3 protein-coding genes are annotated in these 20,417 nt (G+C 68.8%); all 3 read right to left on the bottom strand.

Annotated elements, in window-relative coordinates; all coding sequences use genetic code 11:
- Position 1: 1 nt before the first annotated feature.
- The 3 genes from ACKN61_RS10205 to ACKN61_RS10195 all read right to left on the bottom strand — a co-directional run bounded on the left by ACKN61_RS10205 (position 2) and on the right by ACKN61_RS10195 (position 20,407).
- Positions 2 to 12,238 (bottom strand): amino acid adenylation domain-containing protein, encoded by a 12,237-nt coding sequence (locus tag ACKN61_RS10205; protein ID WP_408953364.1) that lies wholly within the window; start codon positions 12,236 to 12,238, stop codon positions 2 to 4.
- Positions 12,239 to 12,335: 97 nt separating this feature from the next.
- Positions 12,336 to 13,928: an MBL fold metallo-hydrolase gene (locus ACKN61_RS10200; RefSeq protein ID WP_408953363.1), complete on the bottom strand. Its 1,593-nt coding sequence runs from the start codon at positions 13,926 to 13,928 to the stop codon at positions 12,336 to 12,338.
- 68 nt (positions 13,929 to 13,996) lie between these two features.
- On the bottom strand, positions 13,997 to 20,407 hold the full coding sequence (locus ACKN61_RS10195) for an amino acid adenylation domain-containing protein (RefSeq protein ID WP_408953362.1): 6,411 nt from the start codon (positions 20,405 to 20,407) through the stop codon (positions 13,997 to 13,999).
- Positions 20,408 to 20,417 lie beyond the last annotated feature (10 nt).

The following is a 20,417-nucleotide window of genomic DNA, read 5'->3' as shown; positions in this document are numbered from 1 at the left end:
CTCACGGGTTTTCCTCTTCGAGCAGGGCGCGCAGTTCTTCTTCCGAAAGCTGGTCGATGTCGGCGGCCATGCGTTCGACGTCCTCGTCGGCGTAGCGGCCGACGCTGGCGACCAGCACCACCCGTGCCAGCAGTGCGACCTCGGGCGACTTGAACAACTCGGCCACCGGCACGTCGACGGCGAAGGCTTCGCGCACGCGGGCCATCACCTGCACCGCCAACAGCGAATGCCCGCCGACCTCGAAGAAATGGTCGTGGCGGCCGACCTGCTCCAGGCCGAGCAGTTCCTGCCAGATCGTGGCGATGGTCTCCTCGACCTCGCCCTGCGGCGGCTCGTAGTTGCGCGCGGTCACCGCGATGCGGTCCGGCGCCGGCAGGGCCTGGCGGTCGAGCTTGCCGTTGGCGGTCAGCGGCCAACGGTCGATCAGCATGAACGCGCTCGGCACCATGTACTCGGGCACCTGCGCCGCCAGCACTTCGCGCAGGCGGCCCGGCAAGGTGCTGCGCCACTTGGCTTCGAGCGGGTCGTGGGCGAAACCGGCTTCGTCCTTGCGCAACTGCTCGGGTGCGATCTGGCTACGCCAATCGAAATGCAGCGCCTGGCCGTTGCGGCCGATCAGGGCGTGGTACTCGCCGCCCTGCGCGTTCGGCGCCCAGCTCAGGTCGAGGCTGTAGCCACGCTCGCGGCAGAAGTCCTCAAGGTCGGCGCACAGCGCGCCATGGCCGGCGTCGATCGCGGCCTGGGCCTTGATCGCAGCGACCGAGGCGCCGCCCTCGCCCGCGCCGAGACGCTGCCAGGCGCGCTGATACGGAGTGGCCCAGGGATGCGCGATCGCACGCAAACCGAGCACCGCCTCGCCGCTGGCATCGATACGTTGCTGCAGGCGCTGCGCGTCGAAGCCCTCGTCGCCCCATTCCTGCCAGTCGACCGCGAACACCTCGTCGCGCTCGCCGTCGATAGTCAGCACCACGTCGTAGCGATACGCCGACATTTCGTTTTCGTGGCGGGCCAACTTGGGCAGCACGCGCACCGCGCTGATGCGCGGGTAACGCTCGCGCAGGGCGTGGAACCAGACCGGGTCGATCAGCAGCTCGATGTCGCCGCGCATCTTCTGCGCGGCGCGGTCGCCCAGTTGCGTCGCCGACAGGCTGTCGGGCGACTGGAACGCTTGCACCGACAGATGGAACGACGGCATGAGGCCGTGATGGCGCACATCGCCGATCATCAGCTTGCCGCCGGCGGCGGTGACGCCGATCGACGAGGCGATGACCTGTTCCAGGTAGGCCAGGTTCGGGAAGTACTGCACCACCGAGTTGATCACCACCGTGTCGAACTCGCCGTGGATCGCAGAGAAATCGGTGGCCTCGCCCTGGAACACGTCGGCCTTGCCGCTCAGCTCCGGGGTGATCCCGACCAGGTGGTTGACCTTGGCGACGGTCTTGACCGACAGGTCGGTGCCGACATAGCGCTCGCAGCGCGGCGCGATGTTGCACAGGATCATGCCGGTGCCGACGCCGATCTCGAGCACCCGTCGCGGCTGCAGCGCCTCGATCCGCACCAGGGTGCCGTCGAGCCATTCGCGCATGCCTTCGCTGGCGATCGCCTCGCGGGTGTAGGTGCTGTTCCAGCCGGTCAGGTCGAAACCGAAGTCGGCCTGCTCGACGGTCTCCTCCTCGCCCTGGTCGTCGAAGATGTCCGACCACTGCGCGACCTGGCCGTCGAGTAGTTCTTCGAGCGCCTCGTCCTTGGCCGCGGCGCGCGGCGCCACGTAGGCCACCAGGCGCTTCTCGCCGGGCTGGTCTTCGCGTGCGACCACCACCGCCTCGCGCACGTCGGCGCAGGCCGACAGACGCGCCTCGATTTCGCCGAGCTCGATGCGATAGCCGCGCAGCTTGACCTGGAAGTCGTTACGGCCGACGTACTCCAGGGTGCCGTCGCTGCGCCAGCGGCCCAGGTCCCCGGTGCGGTACATGCGCGCACCCGCGGTGGGCGCGAACGGGTCGCGGACGAAGCGTTCGCCGCTCAGTTCGGCACGGTTGAGGTAACCGCGGGCGACGCCTGCACCGCCGACGTGGATCTCGCCAACCACGCCGACCGGCAAGGGCTCGCCGTCGCCGCCGAGCACGTAGATGCGGGTGTTGGCGAGCGGCCGGCCGATGTGCGGCGCGACCCCGGCTTCGATCCGCGCATAGCTGGCGTCGACCGTGCATTCGGTCGGGCCGTAGACGTTGTAGCAGCGCATCGACGAAGCCGCTGCGGCGTCCCAGGCACGGGCGGGCAGCGCTTCGCCGCCGACCAACATCGTGCCCGGGCGCTTGCCGCCCGAAACCGTATCGTCGAGCAGACCGGCGGCGAGCAAGGCCTCGAACTGGGCCGGCGTGCAATCGAAGATGTCGATGCGTTCGCGCGCCAGGAACTCGATCAGCGCCGCGCCGTCGGCGCGGATCGCCGCCGGCACGATCACCATGCAACGGCCCGACAGCAACTGCACCAGCGACTGCACCGAGGCGTCGAAGGACAGCGCCGCGTCCAGGCCCAGGCGGGCGCCCGGCGCGCATTCGGCGAACACCTCGCGTTCGAACGCCGACCACAGGTTGAGCACGTTGCGGTGCTCGACCATCACGCCCTTGGGCTCGCCGGTCGAACCGGAGGTGTAGATCACGTAGGCCAGGTGCGACGGCGTCAGCGCGCTCACCACCGGGTCGTGCTCGGGCTGGGCGGCCCAGGTCTCGTCGTCGTCGAGCATCAGCACGGCGATGTCGGGGGCGTGCTCGTCGAGCGACCAGGCCGCCTCGCGCAGCGCGTTCTGGGTCAGCAAGGCCCTGGGCGCGCTGTCGCCGACCAGATAGGCCAGGCGTTCCGGCGGATAGGCCGGATCCAGCGGCACATAGGCCGCGCCGGCCTTGAGCACGCCGAACACCGCGACCACCGCGTCCAGGCTGCGTTCGACGCAGATCGCGACGCGGTCGTCGGGCGCCACGCCGAGCGCGATCAGGCGATGCGCAACGCGGTTGGCGCGGCGGTTGAGTTCGCCGTAGCTCAACGCACGGCCCTCGTACTCGACCGCGGTCGCCTGCGGATCGCGGGCGGCCTGGGCCTCGAACAGGCCGTGCACGGTCTGCCCTTCATGCATCGGCATCGGCGCATCGCCGCCGATGTCGTTGAAGCGTTCCAGCACCAGACGGCGATCGTCGGCGCTGAGCAAGGACAGGCTGCCGATGCGGCGCTGTTCGCCCTCGGCCATTGCCCGCAGCAGGGTCTGCAGATGCTGCGACCAACGTTCGATGGTGGCCGCGTCGAACAGATCGTTGGCGTATTCGAGGCTGCCGTCCAGCCCGCCCTCGTTTTCGATCAATTCCAGCGACAGGTCGAACAAGGTCTCGTCGCGCGGCTGGTCGATCAGGCTCAGGCTCAGCTCGGGCAGCTGCAGGGTGCCGGTCGGGGTGTTCTGCAGCACCAGCATGTTCTGCACCACCGGGTTGTGGCCCAGGCTGCGCGCCGGCTGCAGCATGTCGACGACCTGCTCGAACGGCACGTCCTGGTGTTCGTAGGCGCCGAGCATGACCGCGCGGGTACGCGCCAGCAGTTCGCCGACGGTCGGGTCGTCGCCGACGTCGACGCGCAGCGCCAGGGTGTTGACGAAGAAGCCGAGCAAGGGCTCGACCTCGCCGCGACGGCGGTTGGCGACCGCGGTGCCGACCACCACGTCGTCGCTGCCGCTCAAGCGCGACAGCAGCAGCGACCAAGCGGCCAGCAAGGTCATGAACAAGGTGTTGCCGTGGCGCTGCGACAAGGCGCGCAGGCCGTCGGCGGTCTGTTCGTCGATACGGAAACGCCGGGTGCTGCCGATGTAGCGCTGCACCGGCGGACGCGGCCGGTCGGTCGGCAGTTCCAGCAGGGCCGGCGCGCCGCTCAGGTGCTCGCGCCAATAGCCCATCTGCGCCTCCAGCGCATCGCCACGCAGCCACTGGCGCTGCCACACCGCGTAGTCGGCGTACTGCACCGGCAACGGCGGCAGCGGATCGGCGCGGCCTTCGGCGAAGGCGGCGTACAGCGCCGACACTTCGTCGACCAACACGCCGAGCGACCAGCCGTCGGAAATGATGTGGTGCTGGGTCAGCAGCAGCACGTGTTCGTCCGCGGCCAGGCGCAGCAGGCGGCCGCGGATCAGCGGCCCCGTCGACAGGTCGAAGGGTTTGCGTACTTCCGCCGCCGACAGGCGCTGCACTTCGCGCTCGCGCGCCGGCGCATCGAGGCCGCTGAGGTCGAGATCGTCGAGGACGAAACCGCAGTCGGCCGGCGCGATCGCCTGCACCGGCTCGCCGTCGCCGGCGACGAAGCAGGTGCGCAGGATCTCGTGCCGCGCAACGACCCGGTCCAGGGTCGCCTGCAACACGGCGCGGTCGAGACGGCCGCTGAGGCGCAGCGCCGCCGGCATGTGATAGGCGGCGCCGGCGGCGGAGTCGAGCTGGTCGAGGAACCACAGGCGCTGCTGCGCCCACGACAGCGGCAACGGCGCGTCGCGGTCGGCCGCCAGGATCGGCGGCAACGCCGCGGCACGGGCGCCGCGCAGGCTCTGGGCCATGTCGGCGAGCACCGGCCTGGCGAACACGTCGCGCAGCGACAGCTCGACGCCGCGGCTCTCGCGCAGACGCGTCACCAACTGCACCGCGATCAGCGAATGGCCGCCGAGCTCGAAGAAATGATCGTTGCGGCCGACCCGCTCGCGGCCGAGCAAGTCCTGCCAGACCTGGGCCAGCGCGGCCTCGGCCTCGCCCTGCGGTTCGGCATACGCACGCGCAGCCATCGCCGCGTCGTCCGGCGCCGGCAGCGCCTTGCGGTCGAGCTTGCCGTTGGCGGTCAGCGGCAGCGCGTCCAGGCGCACGATCGCCGAGGGCAACAGGTAATCGGCCAGCGAGCGCGCCAGTTGCTCGCGCCACTGCGCCGCGGTCGTCGCGGCCTCCGCGGCGGCGACGACATACGCCACCAGGCGCTTGTCTCCGGGCACGTCCTCGCGGGCGATCACCACCGCTTCGCGCACGCCGGCGCAGGCCGACAGCGCCGCTTCGATTTCGCCCAACTCGATGCGGAAGCCGCGGATCTTGACCTGGAAGTCGTTGCGGCCGAGATATTCGATGCCGCCGTCGTCGCGCCAGCGGGCGAGATCGCCGGTCTTGTATAAACGCGCCTGGACCGGATCAGAATCGGCGCTGACGAAGGGGTCACGGAGGAAACGCTCGGCACTGAGCGCTTCGCGTCCGAGATAGCCGCGTGCGACCTGGGCGCCAGCGATGCACAGCTCGCCGGCGACACCGATCGGCGCCGGCTGGCCGTGTGCGTCGAGGATATAGACACGAGTGTTGGCTACCGGGCGGCCGATCGAGACCTCGTGTTCGGGCAACTGCGAAGCATCGGCGAACAGCGCCGCGGTGGCGTAGACCGTGGCCTCGGTCGGGCCATAGGTGTTGAGCAAGCCGCAACGCAGGCCAGGCGCATTCAACCAATGCGCCAGATGACGGCGCTCGACCTTCTCGCCGCCCACTACCACCAGGCGCAGGCTCGACGCCGGCAACAGCCGGCCTTCCGAGACCGACTGCGACCACTGGTGCCAGAACGCGGTCGGCAGGTCGGCGATGTTGATCGCTTGCGCGCTCAGGAAGTCGACGAACTCGGCGTCGGGCGCGACCAAGTGCGCCGGACGCAGCACCACCGTCGCGCCGGCCGACAGGGTCGGGAAGAGTTCCACGACCGAGCTGTCGAACGAGTAAGAAGCGAACTGCAGCATGCGGTCGCCGGGCTGCAGCGCGCAGTGGGCGATGTGGGTGCGGATCAGTTCGGCGACGTTGCGGTGCTCGACCATCACGCCCTTGGGCTGGCCGGTCGAACCCGAGGTGTAGATCACCTGCGCCAGATGCGCCGGGGTCAGCCCCAGCGACTGCGGATCGGGGTCGTGCGACTCGCCCTCGCCCGGCGCCGCGATCAGCTCGTCGATCGCCAGCACCGGCAGGCGCGCCGGCTCGCCGAGCGGCAGGCGTTCGCGCAACCCGGCCTGGGTCAGCAGCGCCGCCGGGCGGCTGTCGTCCAGCATGTAGGCCAGGCGTTCGGAGGGATAGTTCGGGTCCAGCGGCACGTAGGCGCCGCCGGCCTTGAGCACGCCGAGCAGGCCGGCGACCATCGCCGCGCTGCGTTCGACGCAGATCGCCACGCGCTCGTCGGGTTTCACGCCCAGGGCGATCAGGCGATGGGCGATGCGGTTGGCGCGGCGGTTGAGTTCGGCATAGCTGATCGAGGCCTCGCCGTCGATCAGGGCGATCGCATCCGGCTGCGAGGCGGCGTGGCGCTCGAAACGGCGGTGCATCAACCGCTCCGGTGCCGCCACCGTCGCGGTGTCGTTGAAGCCGAACAGCACCTGCTCGCGCTCGGGCGCAGACAGCAGCGGCAGGCCGCTGAGCTTGCGTCCGCCGTCCTGCGCGAATGCGGCGAGCAAGGTGGCCAGATGGCCGGCCATGCGTTCGGCGCTGGCGCGGTCGAACTGCGCCTGCGCGTAATGCAGGCGGCCACGGATGCCTTCGGCGGTGTCGGCGAGTTCCAGCGACAAGGCCAGTCCGAGCTGCGACGACAGCGACGCTGCACCGCCGTCGAGCGCCAGCAATACCTCGAACAAGGCCTCGCCGCGGCCGCGCACGGCCTCGGCGATCTGGGCGAACGGCAATTCGGCATGTGCGGCGGCGTCGGCCAGGACGGCGGCGGCGCGAGCGATCGCGGCGGCAACGCTCGGGTCGTCGTGCAGGTCCAGGCGCAGGGCGGCGACTTCGTTGGTCAAGCCGGCCGAGGCCAGGCCGGTGACGACCTCGCCCTGCCCGCTCCAACGCGACAGCAAGGCGGTCCATGCCGCCAACAGCACGGCCGGCAGCGGCGCGGCCTGTTGCACAGCGAATGCGCGCAATGCCGAAGCGGTCGATGCAAGCACGGCGACCTCGACCGAAGCGGAGACCTGATCCGGCGCCGCGCTGCGCGGGCGGTCGCTCGGCAGCGCCAGTGCGACCGGCGCGCCGTCGAGCTGAGCCTGCCAATACGTGCGGTCGCGATCGAACACGCCGGCATCGCGCCACGGCGCGGCGCTGCCGGCGCGCGCCGACAATGCGGCGCGCTCGCCGCTCAACATGCGGTAACGCGCGATCAAGGCGCTCGCCGCATCGGGATCGGCCGCTGCCAAAGCCGGCGACACGCGCAATACCAGGATCTGCAGGCCGTCGCGGCGATAGGCGGCGACGGTCAGCGGCGCATCGGTAGCGCCGACTTGGCTCAGGGCGATGTCGATGCAGGCCTGTTCGTCCTGGCCGGCGGCGAAGGCCGGGCTCAGCAGATGCAGGGCCGGTCCGGCGACGGCGCCATCGAAGGCGCGCTGCACGACTTCGGTCGCGGCCGCATCGAGCGCGGCGGCATCGAGCGCGGTGTCGAAACGCAACAGCGCATGCGCAGCGCCGTCCTGGCCGTGCGCGAACACCGGCAGACGGTGGGCCGGCAACGGCGCGATGGCGGCGTCGAAATCGGCGGTCATTGCCTCCAGCGCGTCGACGTAGGTACGCAGCAAGGCTTCGATGTGGATCGGCTGCAGGTTCAGGCGCGCATCGAGGATGACGGTGTAGCCGTCTTCGCGATTGCCGTTGGCGTGCAGCGACAGGCCGAAATTGATCTCTTCGAACAGCTCGCCTTCGCGCACCCGCAGCGAGGCCTCGCGGGTCAGCGGGTTGGAGACGCGGAAATTGGTGTAGGTGAACAGAGAATCGACGGCGAGCGCGGGATGGCGCTGCAGGATCGAGGCCAGCGGATAACGCCGGTGGGCGCGGCTGGCGGTTTCGGCCTCGTGCACGGCCGCGGCCAGCTCGCGCCAGCGCTTGCCGCCGAGGTCGACGGTCTGCGGCAATACATTAAGGAACAGGCCGAGGACGTTCTCGGTGCCGCGCGTTTCCAGGCGGCCGTTGTCGGTCTGGCCGGTGACGACGCGGTCGGCGCCGATCATCGCCCGCAGGGTGCAGGCATGGGCCATGAACAGCAGCGTGCGCACGGCGACGCCTTCGCGCACGGCCAGCTCGTCCAGGCGTGTGGCCAGGGCCGCGTCGAGACGGATCTCGCGGTGCTCGCGCGCGGCTGCGCTCGGCGCGACCGCGGCCAGGCGGCCTTGGCCGGCGCGGCGGCCGCATTCGTCCCAGAACGCGCGGTTGGCGGGGTCGGCCTCTTCGCGCGCCAACTGGGCGACGTAATCGGCGAAACGCGAACGGCCGCTGTCGAAGCTCGGCGCGGTCTCGGCGCCGGTCTGGTAAGCGCGATAGCACTCGAACACTTGCCGCTGCAGGGTCGCCATGCTCCAGCCGTCGAGAATGGCGTGATGCGCGTCGATCACCAGTTGGATGCAGTGTTCGGCCTTGCGCAGCACGGTGAAGCGGATCAGGCTCGGCCCGTCGAGGGCGAAGCCCTTGGCCTTGATCGCGGCGATGGCGCGCGCCACCTCGCGCTCCTGCGCCGCCTCATCGAGCCCGCGCAGGTCGGCCTGGTCGATGTTCGGCGCCACCTGCGCGTGCACCAGCTGCAGCGGCACCGAGTAGCGGCCGAGGTCGAAGCCGGTGCGCAGCACCGGATGGCGGGCGACCACGTCGCCGATCGCGCGCACGAAGGCCTGCGCGTCGAAGGCGTCGAAGCTCAGCTCGAACGAGAACACGTCGTGATAAGTCGAGGCACTGCTGCCGAGCAGGTCGCTGTCGAGCAGGCCGTGGAAGATCATGCCGTGCTGCAGCGAAGTCACCGGATAGGCGTCCTCCAGGCCTTCCGGCAGCAGCGCACGGTCGGCCGCGGCCACCTGCGCGAACGGTGCCAGCACCGCATCGTCGGCGATCGCAGACACTTCGGCGCCGGCCTCGACGGCCGACTCGGCGGCGGCGTTGCGCGCGGCCAGGCTGGCCAGCTGGCCCAGGGTCGGATGCTTGAAGATGTCGGCGACCGACACCTTGATCCCGTGCGCCTGCAGTTCGGCGACGAGCTGGATCGAGAAGATCGAATCGCCGCCGAGCGAGAAGAAGTCCGAACCGCGCTCGATGCCCTGCACGCCGAGCAATTGCTCCCAGACCGAGGCGATCAGGCGCTCGGTCTCGTCGAGGGTTTCGTCGACCGCTTCGGCGTTGGCGCGCTGCGCCTCGAACACCGCGGTCAACGACTTGGTGCAGATCTTGCCGTTCGGGGTCAGGGGCATGCGTTCGACGAACAGGATCTGCGCCGGCACCATGTGCCGCGGCAGCCGCTGGGCGAGACGTTGCTTGAGTTCGTCGGCACCGACCGCGGCGGCGCCGCCGTCGGCGAAGGCCAGCAGCAGTTCCATGCCGTTGGCCGAGTACAGCTGCACGCTGATCTTGCGCGCAGGCAGCAAGGCGGCGAGCTGGGCGACGATCTCGGCCGTCTCCACGCGCTTGCCGCGGATCTTGATCTGGCCGTCGCGACGGCCCAGGTAAACGATCTGACCGTCTTCGTCGTAACGGCAGACGTCGCCGGTGCGGTAGACCGGCGAATCGGCGAGCGCGGTGCGTACGAAGCTGCGCGCGGTGGTTTCGTCCAGGTTGTGATAGCCCGCGGCGACGCCGCGGCCGGCGATTACCAGCTCGCCCGGCACGCCCGGTGCGCACAGGCGCAGGCCGGCGTCGACGATATAGGCCTGGGCGTTCTGGATCGGCCGGCCGATCACCACCTGCGAGCGCTGCAGCCACTGCTCGCGCCCGGCCTGGTACACCACCGAGATGTCGGTGCACTCGGTCGGGCCGTAGATGTTGGCGAGGGCGGCATTGCAGGCCTCGCTGCCCAGCCACGGCCGCAGCAGGCTCAGGTCGAGCGCTTCGCCGCCGAGCGCGAGCAGGCGCAGGCTGCGCAGCGACTCGTAGCGGTTGCCGGCGTCGTGCTTGACCAGCGCGTACATTGCGCTCGGCGCGCAATTGATCAGGCTCACCCCGGTCTGTTCGATCTGGCGCAATTGCGACTCGGGATCGAACAGGTCCGGGCGCGCCAGCACCAGGGTGCCGCCGGCCATGAGCGGAGCGAAGATGTTCTTGATCGAAGCGTCGAAGCCGATCGGAATCATCAGCAGCACCCGGCTGCTCGCGTCCAGCGCGCAGAAACGGATGTACCAGTCGCACAGGTTGGCGAAGGCGCCGTGCGGGATCAGCGCGCCCTTCGGCCGTCCTGTCGAACCGGAGGTGTAGAGCAGATAGGCGATGTCTTCCGCGCCCAGCGCCGGATAGGCCGGCGCGGCGATGTCGGCGCTCGGGGTCGGCAAGCCGTCGAGATCGAGGACGAAGCCGTAGAACTCCGGCAGGTGGTCGGCCAGGCTCGACTGGGTCACGACCACACCGGCGCCGCTGTCGCCGAGGGTGTAGTCGATATGCTCGCGCGGATAGCTCGGGTCCAGCGGCACGAACACCGCGCCGGCGCGCATTACCGCGACCGTGGCCGCGGCGAGGTCGATCGAGCGGTCCAGGTGCACGGCGACCTTGTCGCCCTTGGCGATGCCCATCGCCAACAAGCGCGCGGCGATCTGGCGCACGCGCGCGTCGAACTGAGCATAGCTGGCTTCGCCGTCGACCGAGCGCACCGCGATCGCCTGCGGATCCGCCGCCACCGCGGCGTCGATGCGGGCGAACAGGTCGGCATGGTCGACCGGGCGCGGCTCGCCCTGGGTGAAAGCGGCATAGCGCTGTGCCAGGGCGCCCTGCAACAGGTCGGCGACCGGGCGCTGCGGCTGCTCGACGATCTCATCGAGCAAGCCCAGGTACAGATCCAGCCAGGCCTCGACGGTGCCGGCGCGGAACAGGTCGGTGTTGTAGTAGGCGATGACCTGCTCGCCCTGCACTTTCAGGGTCAGGTCGTACTGCGAGCGGGTGCCGAACGAGGCGCGTTCGCTGGCTTCGACGTCGTCGAACAGTTCCAGCTTGCGGGCCGCGCGTTCGTACAGGAACTTGACCTGGAACACCGGCGAATAGGCGGCGTCGCGCTCGATGCCGAGGGCGTCGACGACCTTGTCGAAAGGCATGTCCTGATAGCGCAGCGCGTCCATCGCCGCCAGGCCGGCCTCGCCCAGGTACTCGGCGACCGGGGTTTCCGGGTGGATCTGACTGCGCAGGGCGAGCTGGTTGACGAAGAAGCCGGCCATGTCGCGCAGGTCGGCATGATCGCGGCCGAACACGTCGGTGCCGACCACGATGTCGTTCTCGCCGCTGAGTTTGTTCAGCAGCAGATGGCAGACGCCGAGGTAAAAACCGAACTCAGGCAGGCCGCGGCCGCGCACGAAGGCAGCGACCTTGCGGCCGAGTTCGTCCGGCACCTCGCGAGCGATCTGGGCGCCGTTGTAGCTCTGCAGCGCCGGACGCGGGAAGTCCAGCGGCAGTTCCAACACGCCCTTGATGCCGTCGAGCTGGTGCTGCCAGTACGAACGCGACACCTCGTAGCCGCCGGCCTCGTACTGCTCGACCTGCCAGGCGGCGTAGTCGAGGTAGGACACCGGCTCCACCGCGACCCGCGCATGGCCGCGGTCGCGATAGATCCGCGAGACTTCGTGGACGAATTGCTGGATCGACCACTCGTCGGTGGCGATGTGGTGGAAACCGACCAGCAAGGTGTAGGCGCCGGCGCCGCGCTTGAGCAGGTGCACGCGCAGCGGCAGTTCTTCGCCGAGGTCGAACGGGCGCTCGGAGACGTCGCGGCGGCATTCGGCCAGGCCGGCCTCGCGCTCGGCCTCGGAGGCCTGAGTGAGATCCTTGAAGGCGATCTGGAAACCGCGCCCGGCGTCGAAACGCTGGCGCGGCACGCCGGCCTCGACCCGATAGATAGTGCGGTAGATCGGATGGCGCTGGACCACCGCCGCGACCGCCTCGCCGAACGCGGCGACGTCGAGTTCGCCGCGCAGCTCCAGCTCCATCGGCAGGATGAAACTGGTCAGCTCGGGGTCGTACTGGTACAGGAAGTACAGGCGCTGCTGGGCGAACGACAGCGGATACGAACCCTCGCCGCCGCGCGCGGCGATCGCGTCCTGCGACAGGCGCGCGTAATAGGCCGACAGCTCGGCCTTGTAGCGCTTCATCGTCGCCTTGACTTCGTCGGTCAGCAAGGCCTGGTCGCCGGTGATCCGCAACTTGCCGTCGACGACCTTGATGTCGATGCCGTTTTGTTCGACGTACTGCACCAGCTCGAAAAGAAACATTAGCTAATTCCCTGTGATCCTGTGGGGCCGCCGCAGCCGGCGACCGCTCGAGGTTGCATCCCTGGCCGCCGCGCCTTCAGCCGCCGCGGCGTGCGTATCAGTTGAAGTTCCAGACGTGTTTGGCGAACAAACGCTCGGACTGCACCTGGCGGCCTGCGCAGAACTCGAGCAACTGGCTCGACTCCTGGATCTGGCGCGCGTCTTCGGTGTAGTCCATGCCCATGAAGTACTTGAACCACGGCTCCATGCCGAGCGCGTAGACATAGACCTGCGAGGGCTTGAAGATCTCGATCATCTTCTGCGCCGAGGCGCAGTCGGAGCCGTTAAAGCGGCGCGACTCGTTGATCTCGCGCGGAATCGGTTTGGTGAACAGCGAGCCGTACAGCCAGCTCATCGGCGCGCCCACGCACTCCATGCCGATGAACAGCAGGTCGATGTGGCCGATCACCTTCTGGATGCGCTCGTACATGCGCTCGTCCAGGCTCGACGAGTCGGCGCCGGAGAAGATCTTCTGCCCGGCGAACTCGAAGTACCACGCGGTCTTGGAGCGGATGTGCAGGTCGGCATGCTCGCCGAGGAAGGGGATGGCGCGGATGCGTCCGTCGACGCAGTCCAGCGTCTCCATGTCCTCGAACTCGCGCACTTTGAAGCCGATGGTCTGCAGCATCAGCTTGATCGAGGGGTCGACGATGCTGCCGCCGCCGTTCTTCGGCACCAGCACCTCGCCGATCTTGTGGCGCAGCTGCAGCAGGGTCTCCACACAGACATGGTCCATGTGGGTATGGGTCAGGCAGACGTAGTCGATGGTCTCGGGCAGCTCGCTGAAGCTCAGCACGCGGTCGCCGTTGGCCTCGTCGCGCACGGCGATGATCGGGTCGACCAGGATGCTGGTACGGTCCGTTTCCAGCAGCAGGCCGGCATGGCCGAGGTAGCTGACCCGCAGGCGCCCTTCCAACGGCGCGCGGGTGACCCGCGGCGGCTCGGTGGTGAACAGTTCGTCCACGGTCAGCCCGCCCTGCAGGCCCACGCCTTCGAACAAACGGTCGATCTGCTCGCGCTCGATCGGGGTGCCGCGCGCGGCGAACAGGCCGTCGATGAAGTCGTGGGCGAACGGCACCTCGACGTGCAGATGATTCTCGTCGGGCAGGCGCGGCGAGCTGAGCACGAACGGACGCTCTTTGACCTTGCCGAGCAGCCCCAGCGAGACGCTCTGCGCCAACGGCTTGTACAGCGGGCTCTCGTAGATCAAGCCTTCGATCAGGCGGAACGAGGCGTTGTGGTTCATGTCGTAGATCAGCTCGACGTAACCGCGCAGCGCTTCCGGCACTTGCGCGTACAGCGGCTCCAGCGACAGGCCTTTGGCCTGTTCCAGCATTTCGTTGAGCTTCGCCACCGCCTTGCGCAGGTCCAGGTAGTCCTGGTGGGTGTGTTCGATGTCGTGGATCAGGCCGCGCACGTTGTCGAGCTGGTCTTCGCTGCAATTGACGAAGTCGCCGCCGGACAACTCCGGGTTCTTGCTCGCGGCCAGATGCAACTGGTGATTGGCGACGAAGGACTTCATCAGGCGCAGGCTGCGGCCGGTGATGTTCATCGCCGCACTGACCGGCGGCAGCAGATAGGGCCAGGCGTACCACTTCAGAACCAGCGGCTCGAAATAGACGTTTTCCCTGAGGTAGTAGCGCTGCTGCATGCTCATGTTCCTTGCCGTTTCCATTCCAGAAGGTGATCGTTCGCGTGTTGCGGTATTCGCGTCTGCGTCTACAAGTCGAACTCGATGACGGTGGCGTCGTCGGCTTCGCGGCGCAGGCGCGGCGACTGCTGTTCGACGAACGCGGCCATGTCCTTCAAGGCCTGGCGCCCGTACAGTTCGCCGACGTTGGCGTTGATGCCGTAGCGCTGACGGATCTCGAAGCCGAGCCGGGTGATGACCAGCGAGCTGCCGCCGAGCTCGAAGAACTGGTCATGGCGACCGACCCGTTCCAGGCCCAATAGCTCGCACCAGATCTGCGCAAGCGCGGTCTCGACCTCGCCCTGCGGCGCCTCGTAATCGCGACGGATGACCGCGTCGTCGCCCGGCGCCGGCAAGGCCTTGCGGTCGAGCTTGCCGTTCGGGGTCAGCGGCAAGGCCGCCAAAGTCACGAAGGCGCTCGGCAGCATGAACTCGGCCAGGCTGCGCGACAGTTGCTCGCGCAGGCGCGCTGCCGACAGTTCGATTCCGTCCTGCGGCACCACGTAAGCGATCAAGCGCTTGTCGCCGCCCTCGCCTTCGCGCGCCACCACCACTGCTTCGCGCACGCCGTCGCAGGCGGCCAGCCTGGTCTCGATCTCGCCGAGCTCGATGCGGAAGCCGCGAATCTTGACCTGGAAATCGTTGCGGCCCAGGTATTCGATGGTGCCGTCGGCGCGCCAGCGACCGAGGTCGCCGGTCTTGTACATCCGCGCGGTTTTGTCCGCGACGAAAGGATCGTTGACGAAACGCTCGGCGGTCAGCTCGGGACGGTGCAGATAGCCGCGGGCCACGCCTTCGCCGCCGATATACAGCTCGCCGACCACCCCGACCGGTACCGGCTCCAGGTGCGCGTCGACGATATAGATGCGGGTGTTCGCCACCGGCTTGCCGATGTGCGAGGCGAAACCGTCGGCACGGTCCATCGCCACCCAGGTCGAGTACGTCGTGGTCTCGGTCGGGCCGTACAGGTTGGCGACCATCGCCACCTCGGTCCGGGCGAAGATCTGCTCGACCAAGGCGCGCTTGAGCGGCTCGCCGGCCAGGTTGACCGTGCGCACGGTCGCCGGCACCCCGCCGCTCTGCAGCAAGGCGTTGATGCCCGAGGGCACGGTGTTGATGAGGCTCAGCGGGCTGGCCGGATCGGTCGCGAGCACGTCGCGCACGACCGTGATCGTGGCACCGATGCTCAGCGGTGCGAACAACTCGTATACCGCCAGATCGAAGTTGATCGAGGTCGAGAACAGCGTGTCGCGCAGTTGTTCGGCGCTGAAGTTGGCGTTGGCCCAGGCGACGAAATTGGCCGCGTTCGCATGCTCGATCGCCACGCCCTTGGGCTGGCCGGTCGAACCGGAGGTGTAGATGACGTAGGCCAGATGACGCGCAGTCAGACCGTCGACGACCGGGTCGTGCTCGGGCTGATCGGCCAAGGCGGCATCGTCGGCGGATAACACCGACACCTCGACTTCGCCGAGCAAGCCGCTCAGCGACGTCTGACTCAACAGCGCCATCGGCGCGCTGTCGGCGAGCATATAAGCCAGACGATCGGGCGGGTAATTCGGGTCCAGCGGCACGTAGGCCGCACCGGCCTTGAGGATGCCGAGCACCCCGGCCACGAGCGACGGGCCACGTTCGAGACAGATCGCGACACGGTCGTCGGCGCGCACACCGAGCGCGAGCAGACGATGAGCGATGCGGTTGGCACGGCGATTCAGTTCGGCGTAGCTCAGGCGCTGGTCGCCGCAGACCACCGCGGTCGCGTCCGGCGTCGCCCGCACCTGCGCTTCGAACGGCTGATGCAGCAGGCGCTCGCGCGGATAGTCGAAGCCGGTGTCGTTGAAGGTCTCGAGCACGTGCGCGCGCTCATCCGCCGACAACAACGGCAGGCGAGCGACCGGGGCCTGCGCGTCGGCGACCATGGCTTCGAGCAGACGGACGAAGTAGCCGGCGTAGCGTTCGATGGTCTCGCGCTCGAACAGATCGGTGGCGTATTCCAGCTCGCCGACGATCTCGGCGCCGGATTCGCTCAAGGCCAGCGACAGATCGAAACGGGTGGTGGTCTGCGCCGTCGCCAGCGGGCTCAGGCTCAGCCCCGGCAGGTTCAGGGTCGCGCCACCGGGCGTGTTGTCGAGCGACAACATGGCCTGGAACAACGGGCTGTGGCTGAGCGTACGCGCCGGCTGCAAGGCATCGACGACCTGCTCGAACGGCAGGTCCTGATGCTCGTAGGCGTCGAGCGCGACCGCACGCACCCGCGCCAGCAGCTGCGCCGCGCTCGGGTCGTCGCGCAGGCTCACGCGCAGGGCCAGTGCGTTGACGAAGAAGCCGATCAGCGGCTCGGTCTGCGGATGCTGGCGGTTCGCCACCGGCGTGCCGACCACCACCTCGTCCTGTCCGCTCAGGCGCGACAACAACGTCGACCAAGCGGCCAACAAGGCCATGAACACCGTCGCGCCCTGCCCCTGCGCCCAGGTGCGCACAGCGGCGCTGAGCGCGGCCGGCAGTACCAGCGGCACGCTGTCGCCGGCATAGCTCTGCACCGGCGGGCGCGGCCGGTCGGTCGGCAGTTCCAGCAACACCGGCGCGCCGCGCAATTGCGCGCGCCAGAACTCGCCGAGCTCACGCAGACGCTCGCCCTGCAGTTGCTCGCGCTGCCAGGCGGCGTAGTCGGCGTACTGGATCGACAAGGGCGGCAACGGATCGGCCTGGCCCTGGCGCAGCGCGGCGTACAGCGCGCTGACTTCCTTGACCAGCAGGCCGATCGACCAACCATCGGAAATGATGTGGTGCTGGGTGAACAGCAGAATGTGCTCGTCCGAGGACAGCAGCAGCAAGCGGCCGCGGATCAGCGGCCCGCTGCCGAGGTCGAACGGCGCCACCGCTTCGGCGGCGCCATGTTCGGCCGCGGCCAGCGCGCGCGAACCGGGGTCGAGATGGCGCAGGTCGTGATCGGCCAGTTGGAAACCGGTATCGGCTGGGCCGATCGACTGGCGCGGCTCGCCCTGCTCTTCGACGAATACCGTGCGCAGGCTTTCGTGACGGGCCACGACCCGATCCAGCGCCGCCTGCAAGGCGCCGCGGTCGAGCTTGCCGCGCACGTGCAGGGCCGCGCACATGTGATAGGCGGCGCCGGCGGCGGCGTCGAGTTGATTGAGGAACCACAAACGCTGCTGCGGCCAGGACAGCGGCAGAACGCCGTCGCGCGCGACCGAAGCGATCGGCTCGAACGAGGCCACGCGCGGCGCTTCCAGCGCCTCGGCATGCGCGGCCAACGCCGACAGGGTCGGACGCGCGAACAGATCGCGCAGGGCGATATCGACGCCGATGGTCTGGCGGATCCGCGACACCGCCTGCAAGGCCAGCAAGGAATGTCCGCCGAGTTCGAAGAACTGGTCGTGGCGGCCGACCCGTTCCAGGCCGAGCAGCTCGCACCAGATCGCCGCGAGCGCGGTCTCGGTCTCGCCCTGCGGCGCTTCGAACTCTCGGCGGATCACCGCGTCCTCGCCCGGCGCCGGCAGCGCCTTGCGGTCGAGCTTGCCGTTCGGGGTCAGCGGCAAGGCCGCCAAGGTCACGAAGGCGCTCGGCAGCATGAACTCGGCCAGGCTGCGCGACAGCTGCTCACGCAGGCGCGCTGTCGACAGTTCGATTCCGTCCTGCGGCACCACGTAAGCGATCAAGCGCTTGTCGCCGCCCTCGCCTTCGCGCGCCACCACCACTGCTTCGCGCACGCCGTCGCAGGCGGCCAGCCTGGTCTCGATCTCGCCGAGCTCGATGCGGAAGCCGCGAATCTTGACCTGGAAATCGTTGCGGCCCAGGTATTCGATGGTGCCGTCGGCGCGCCAGCGACCGAGGTCGCCGGTCTTGTACATCCGCGCGGTTTTGTCCGCGACGAAAGGATCGTTGACGAAACGCTCGGCGGTCAGCTCGGGACGGTGCAGATAGCCGCGGGCCACGCCTTCGCCGCCGATATACAGCTCGCCGACCACCCCGACCGGTACCGGCTCCAGGTGCGCGTCGACGATATAGATGCGGGTGTTCGCCACCGGCTTGCCGATGTGCGAGGCGAAACCGTCGGCACGGTCCATCGCCACCCAGGTCGAGTACGTCGTGGTCTCGGTCGGGCCGTACAGGTTGGCGACCATCGCCACCTCGGTCCGGGCGAAGATCTGCTCGACCAAGGCGCGCTTGAGCGGCTCGCCGGCCAGGTTGACCGTGCGCACGGTCGCCGGCACCCCGCCGCTCTGCAGCAAGGCGTTGATGCCCGAGGGCACGGTGTTGATGAGGCTCAGCGGGCTGGCCGGATCGGTCGCGAGCACGTCGCGCACGACCGTGATCGTGGCACCGATGCTCAGCGGTGCGAACAACTCGTATACCGCCAGATCGAAGTTGATCGAGGTCGAGAACAGCGTGTCGCGCAGTTGTTCGGCGCTGAAGTTGGCGTTGGCCCAGGCGACGAAATTGGCCGCGTTCGCATGCTCGATCGCCACGCCCTTGGGCTGGCCGGTCGAACCGGAGGTGTAGATGACGTAGGCCAGATGACGCGCAGTCAGACCGTCGACAACCGGGTCGTGCTCGGGCTGATCGGCCAAAGCCGCATCGTCGGCGAACAACACCGGCACCTCGACCTCGCCGAGCAAACCGCTCAGCGACGTCTGACTCAACAACGCCATCGGCGCGCTGTCGGCGAGCATGTAGGCCAAACGATCGGGCGGGTAGTTCGGGTCCAGCGGCACGTAGGCCGCGCCGGCCTTGAGGATGCCGAGTACGCCTGCGACCAAAGAGGTACCGCGTTCCACACACAAGGCAACCCGATCGTCCGCCCGCACGCCCAACGCCAGCAGACGATGAGCAATGCGGTTGGCGCGGCGGTTCAGTTCGGCGTAGCTCAGGCGCTCGCCATCGCAGACCACCGCAGTCGCCTCCGGCGTCGCCCGCACCTGCGCCTCGAACGGCTGATGCAGCAGGCTTTCGCGCGGATAATCGAAGCCGGTGTCGTTGAAGGTTTCGAGCACGTGCTCGCGCTCGGCCGCCGACAGCAGCGGCAAACGAGCGACCGGGCATTGCGGGTCGGCGATCATCGCCGCCAGCAGCACCTCGAAGCACTGCGCATAGCGCGCGACCGTGGCCCGGTCGAACAGATCGATGTCGTAGACGAAATCGCAACGCAGGCCGTCGTCGAATTCCATCGCCTGCAAGGCCAGGCCGATGCGGTCGCTGCCGAGGCGTTGCGGCAACGGGAACGGCCGCAGGCCGATCTCGCCCCAATGCGCCACCGGCGCATCGGACTCGTCGGCCTTCCACAGCGCCGCGAGATCCTTGCTGCGCCGCGCGTTCTGGAACACGAACACGCTCTGGAACAGCGGATGCTCGCCACGGTCCTGGCCGGCGTGCAGGCGGTCGACCAGCCGCGAGAACGGATAGTCCTGCTGGGCCATGCCCTTGAGCGCGGCGTTGCGGGCCAGGCGCAGCACGTCGGCCACGCTCTGGCGTTCGGCGAAGCCGGCGCGCAACGCGACCATATTGACGAAGTCGCCGACCACGCCGTCCCACTGCGGGCGGCTGCGGCCCGGCATCGGCGAGCCGACGACGATGTCGTCCTGGCCGCTGAGGCGGTGCAACAGAATCTGATAGGCGGCCAACAAGGTGGTGAACATCGTGCCGGCCTGGCGTGTGGCCAGGGCGGTCAGGGCCTGGGTGGTCGCCGCCGACAGCGACAGCGAGACCACCGCCTGCAAGCCGCTCGGCCGCGCCGGACGCGGACGGTCGCTCGGCAGGTCCAACACCGGCGCGGGCGTGGCGAAGCGGTCCTGCCAATAGGCGAACTGACGTTCGGCCTCGGCGCTGCCGAGCCAATCGCGCTGCCAGGCGACGTAGTCCCGATAACCGGCGGCGGGCGCGCTCTGCTCGATTTCGGTCGCGGTGCCCGACAGCAAGGCGCCGAATTCTTCGAGCAGGCGCCAGTAGGACCAGCCGTCGCAGATCAAATGATCGAAAGCCAGCACGAACACCGATTCGCGCGCATCGCGCGCGTCACGCACATACAGGGCGGCCCGCACCAGCGGCGCGCGCTCGTCGTCGAACGCAGCCAGCGCGTCGTCGCCGACCCGCGCCCTCAACTCGTCCTCGTCGAGCCCGGCGGCATCGACGATCGACAGCGGCACCTGCGCGCCGGCCGCGATGCATTGCTCGGGCTCGCGGCCGTCGAGGCAACGCACGCGCGCACGCAGCATGGGGTGGCGCGCGGCCAGGGTCTCCAACGCACGCGCGATCGCCGACGGCTCGATCCGCCCCTGCAAGGCCACGGCGAACACGTTGTTGTGGTTGCCGCGCCCGGCCGGGTCGAAACGGTACAGAAACCACCGTCCCTGCTGCGCAGCGGACAGCGGAAACCAGGCGTCCATGTCCTCGTTTCGCTCCATGTCGATGGCCCTCTCCAAATTCATCTATCGCGTC

It is taken from the genome of Lysobacter sp. Hz25 (assembly GCF_046097045.1).
Lineage (GTDB): Bacteria > Pseudomonadota > Gammaproteobacteria > Xanthomonadales > Xanthomonadaceae > Lysobacter > Lysobacter antibioticus_B.
This window is presented reverse-complemented; position numbering and strand designations above follow the sequence as displayed.

What these genes read in the sequence shown, in the direction of transcription:
- ACKN61_RS10205 (WP_408953364.1), bottom strand. Translation starts at nt 12,238, where the DNA reads ATGTTTCTTTTCGAGCTGGTGCAGTACGTCGAACAAAACGGCATCGAC.
- ACKN61_RS10195 (WP_408953362.1), bottom strand. Translation starts at nt 20,407, where the DNA reads ATGAATTTGGAGAGGGCCATCGACATGGAGCGAAACGAGGACATGGAC.
- ACKN61_RS10200 (WP_408953363.1), bottom strand. Translation starts at nt 13,928, where the DNA reads ATGCAGCAGCGCTACTACCTCAGGGAAAACGTCTATTTCGAGCCGCTG.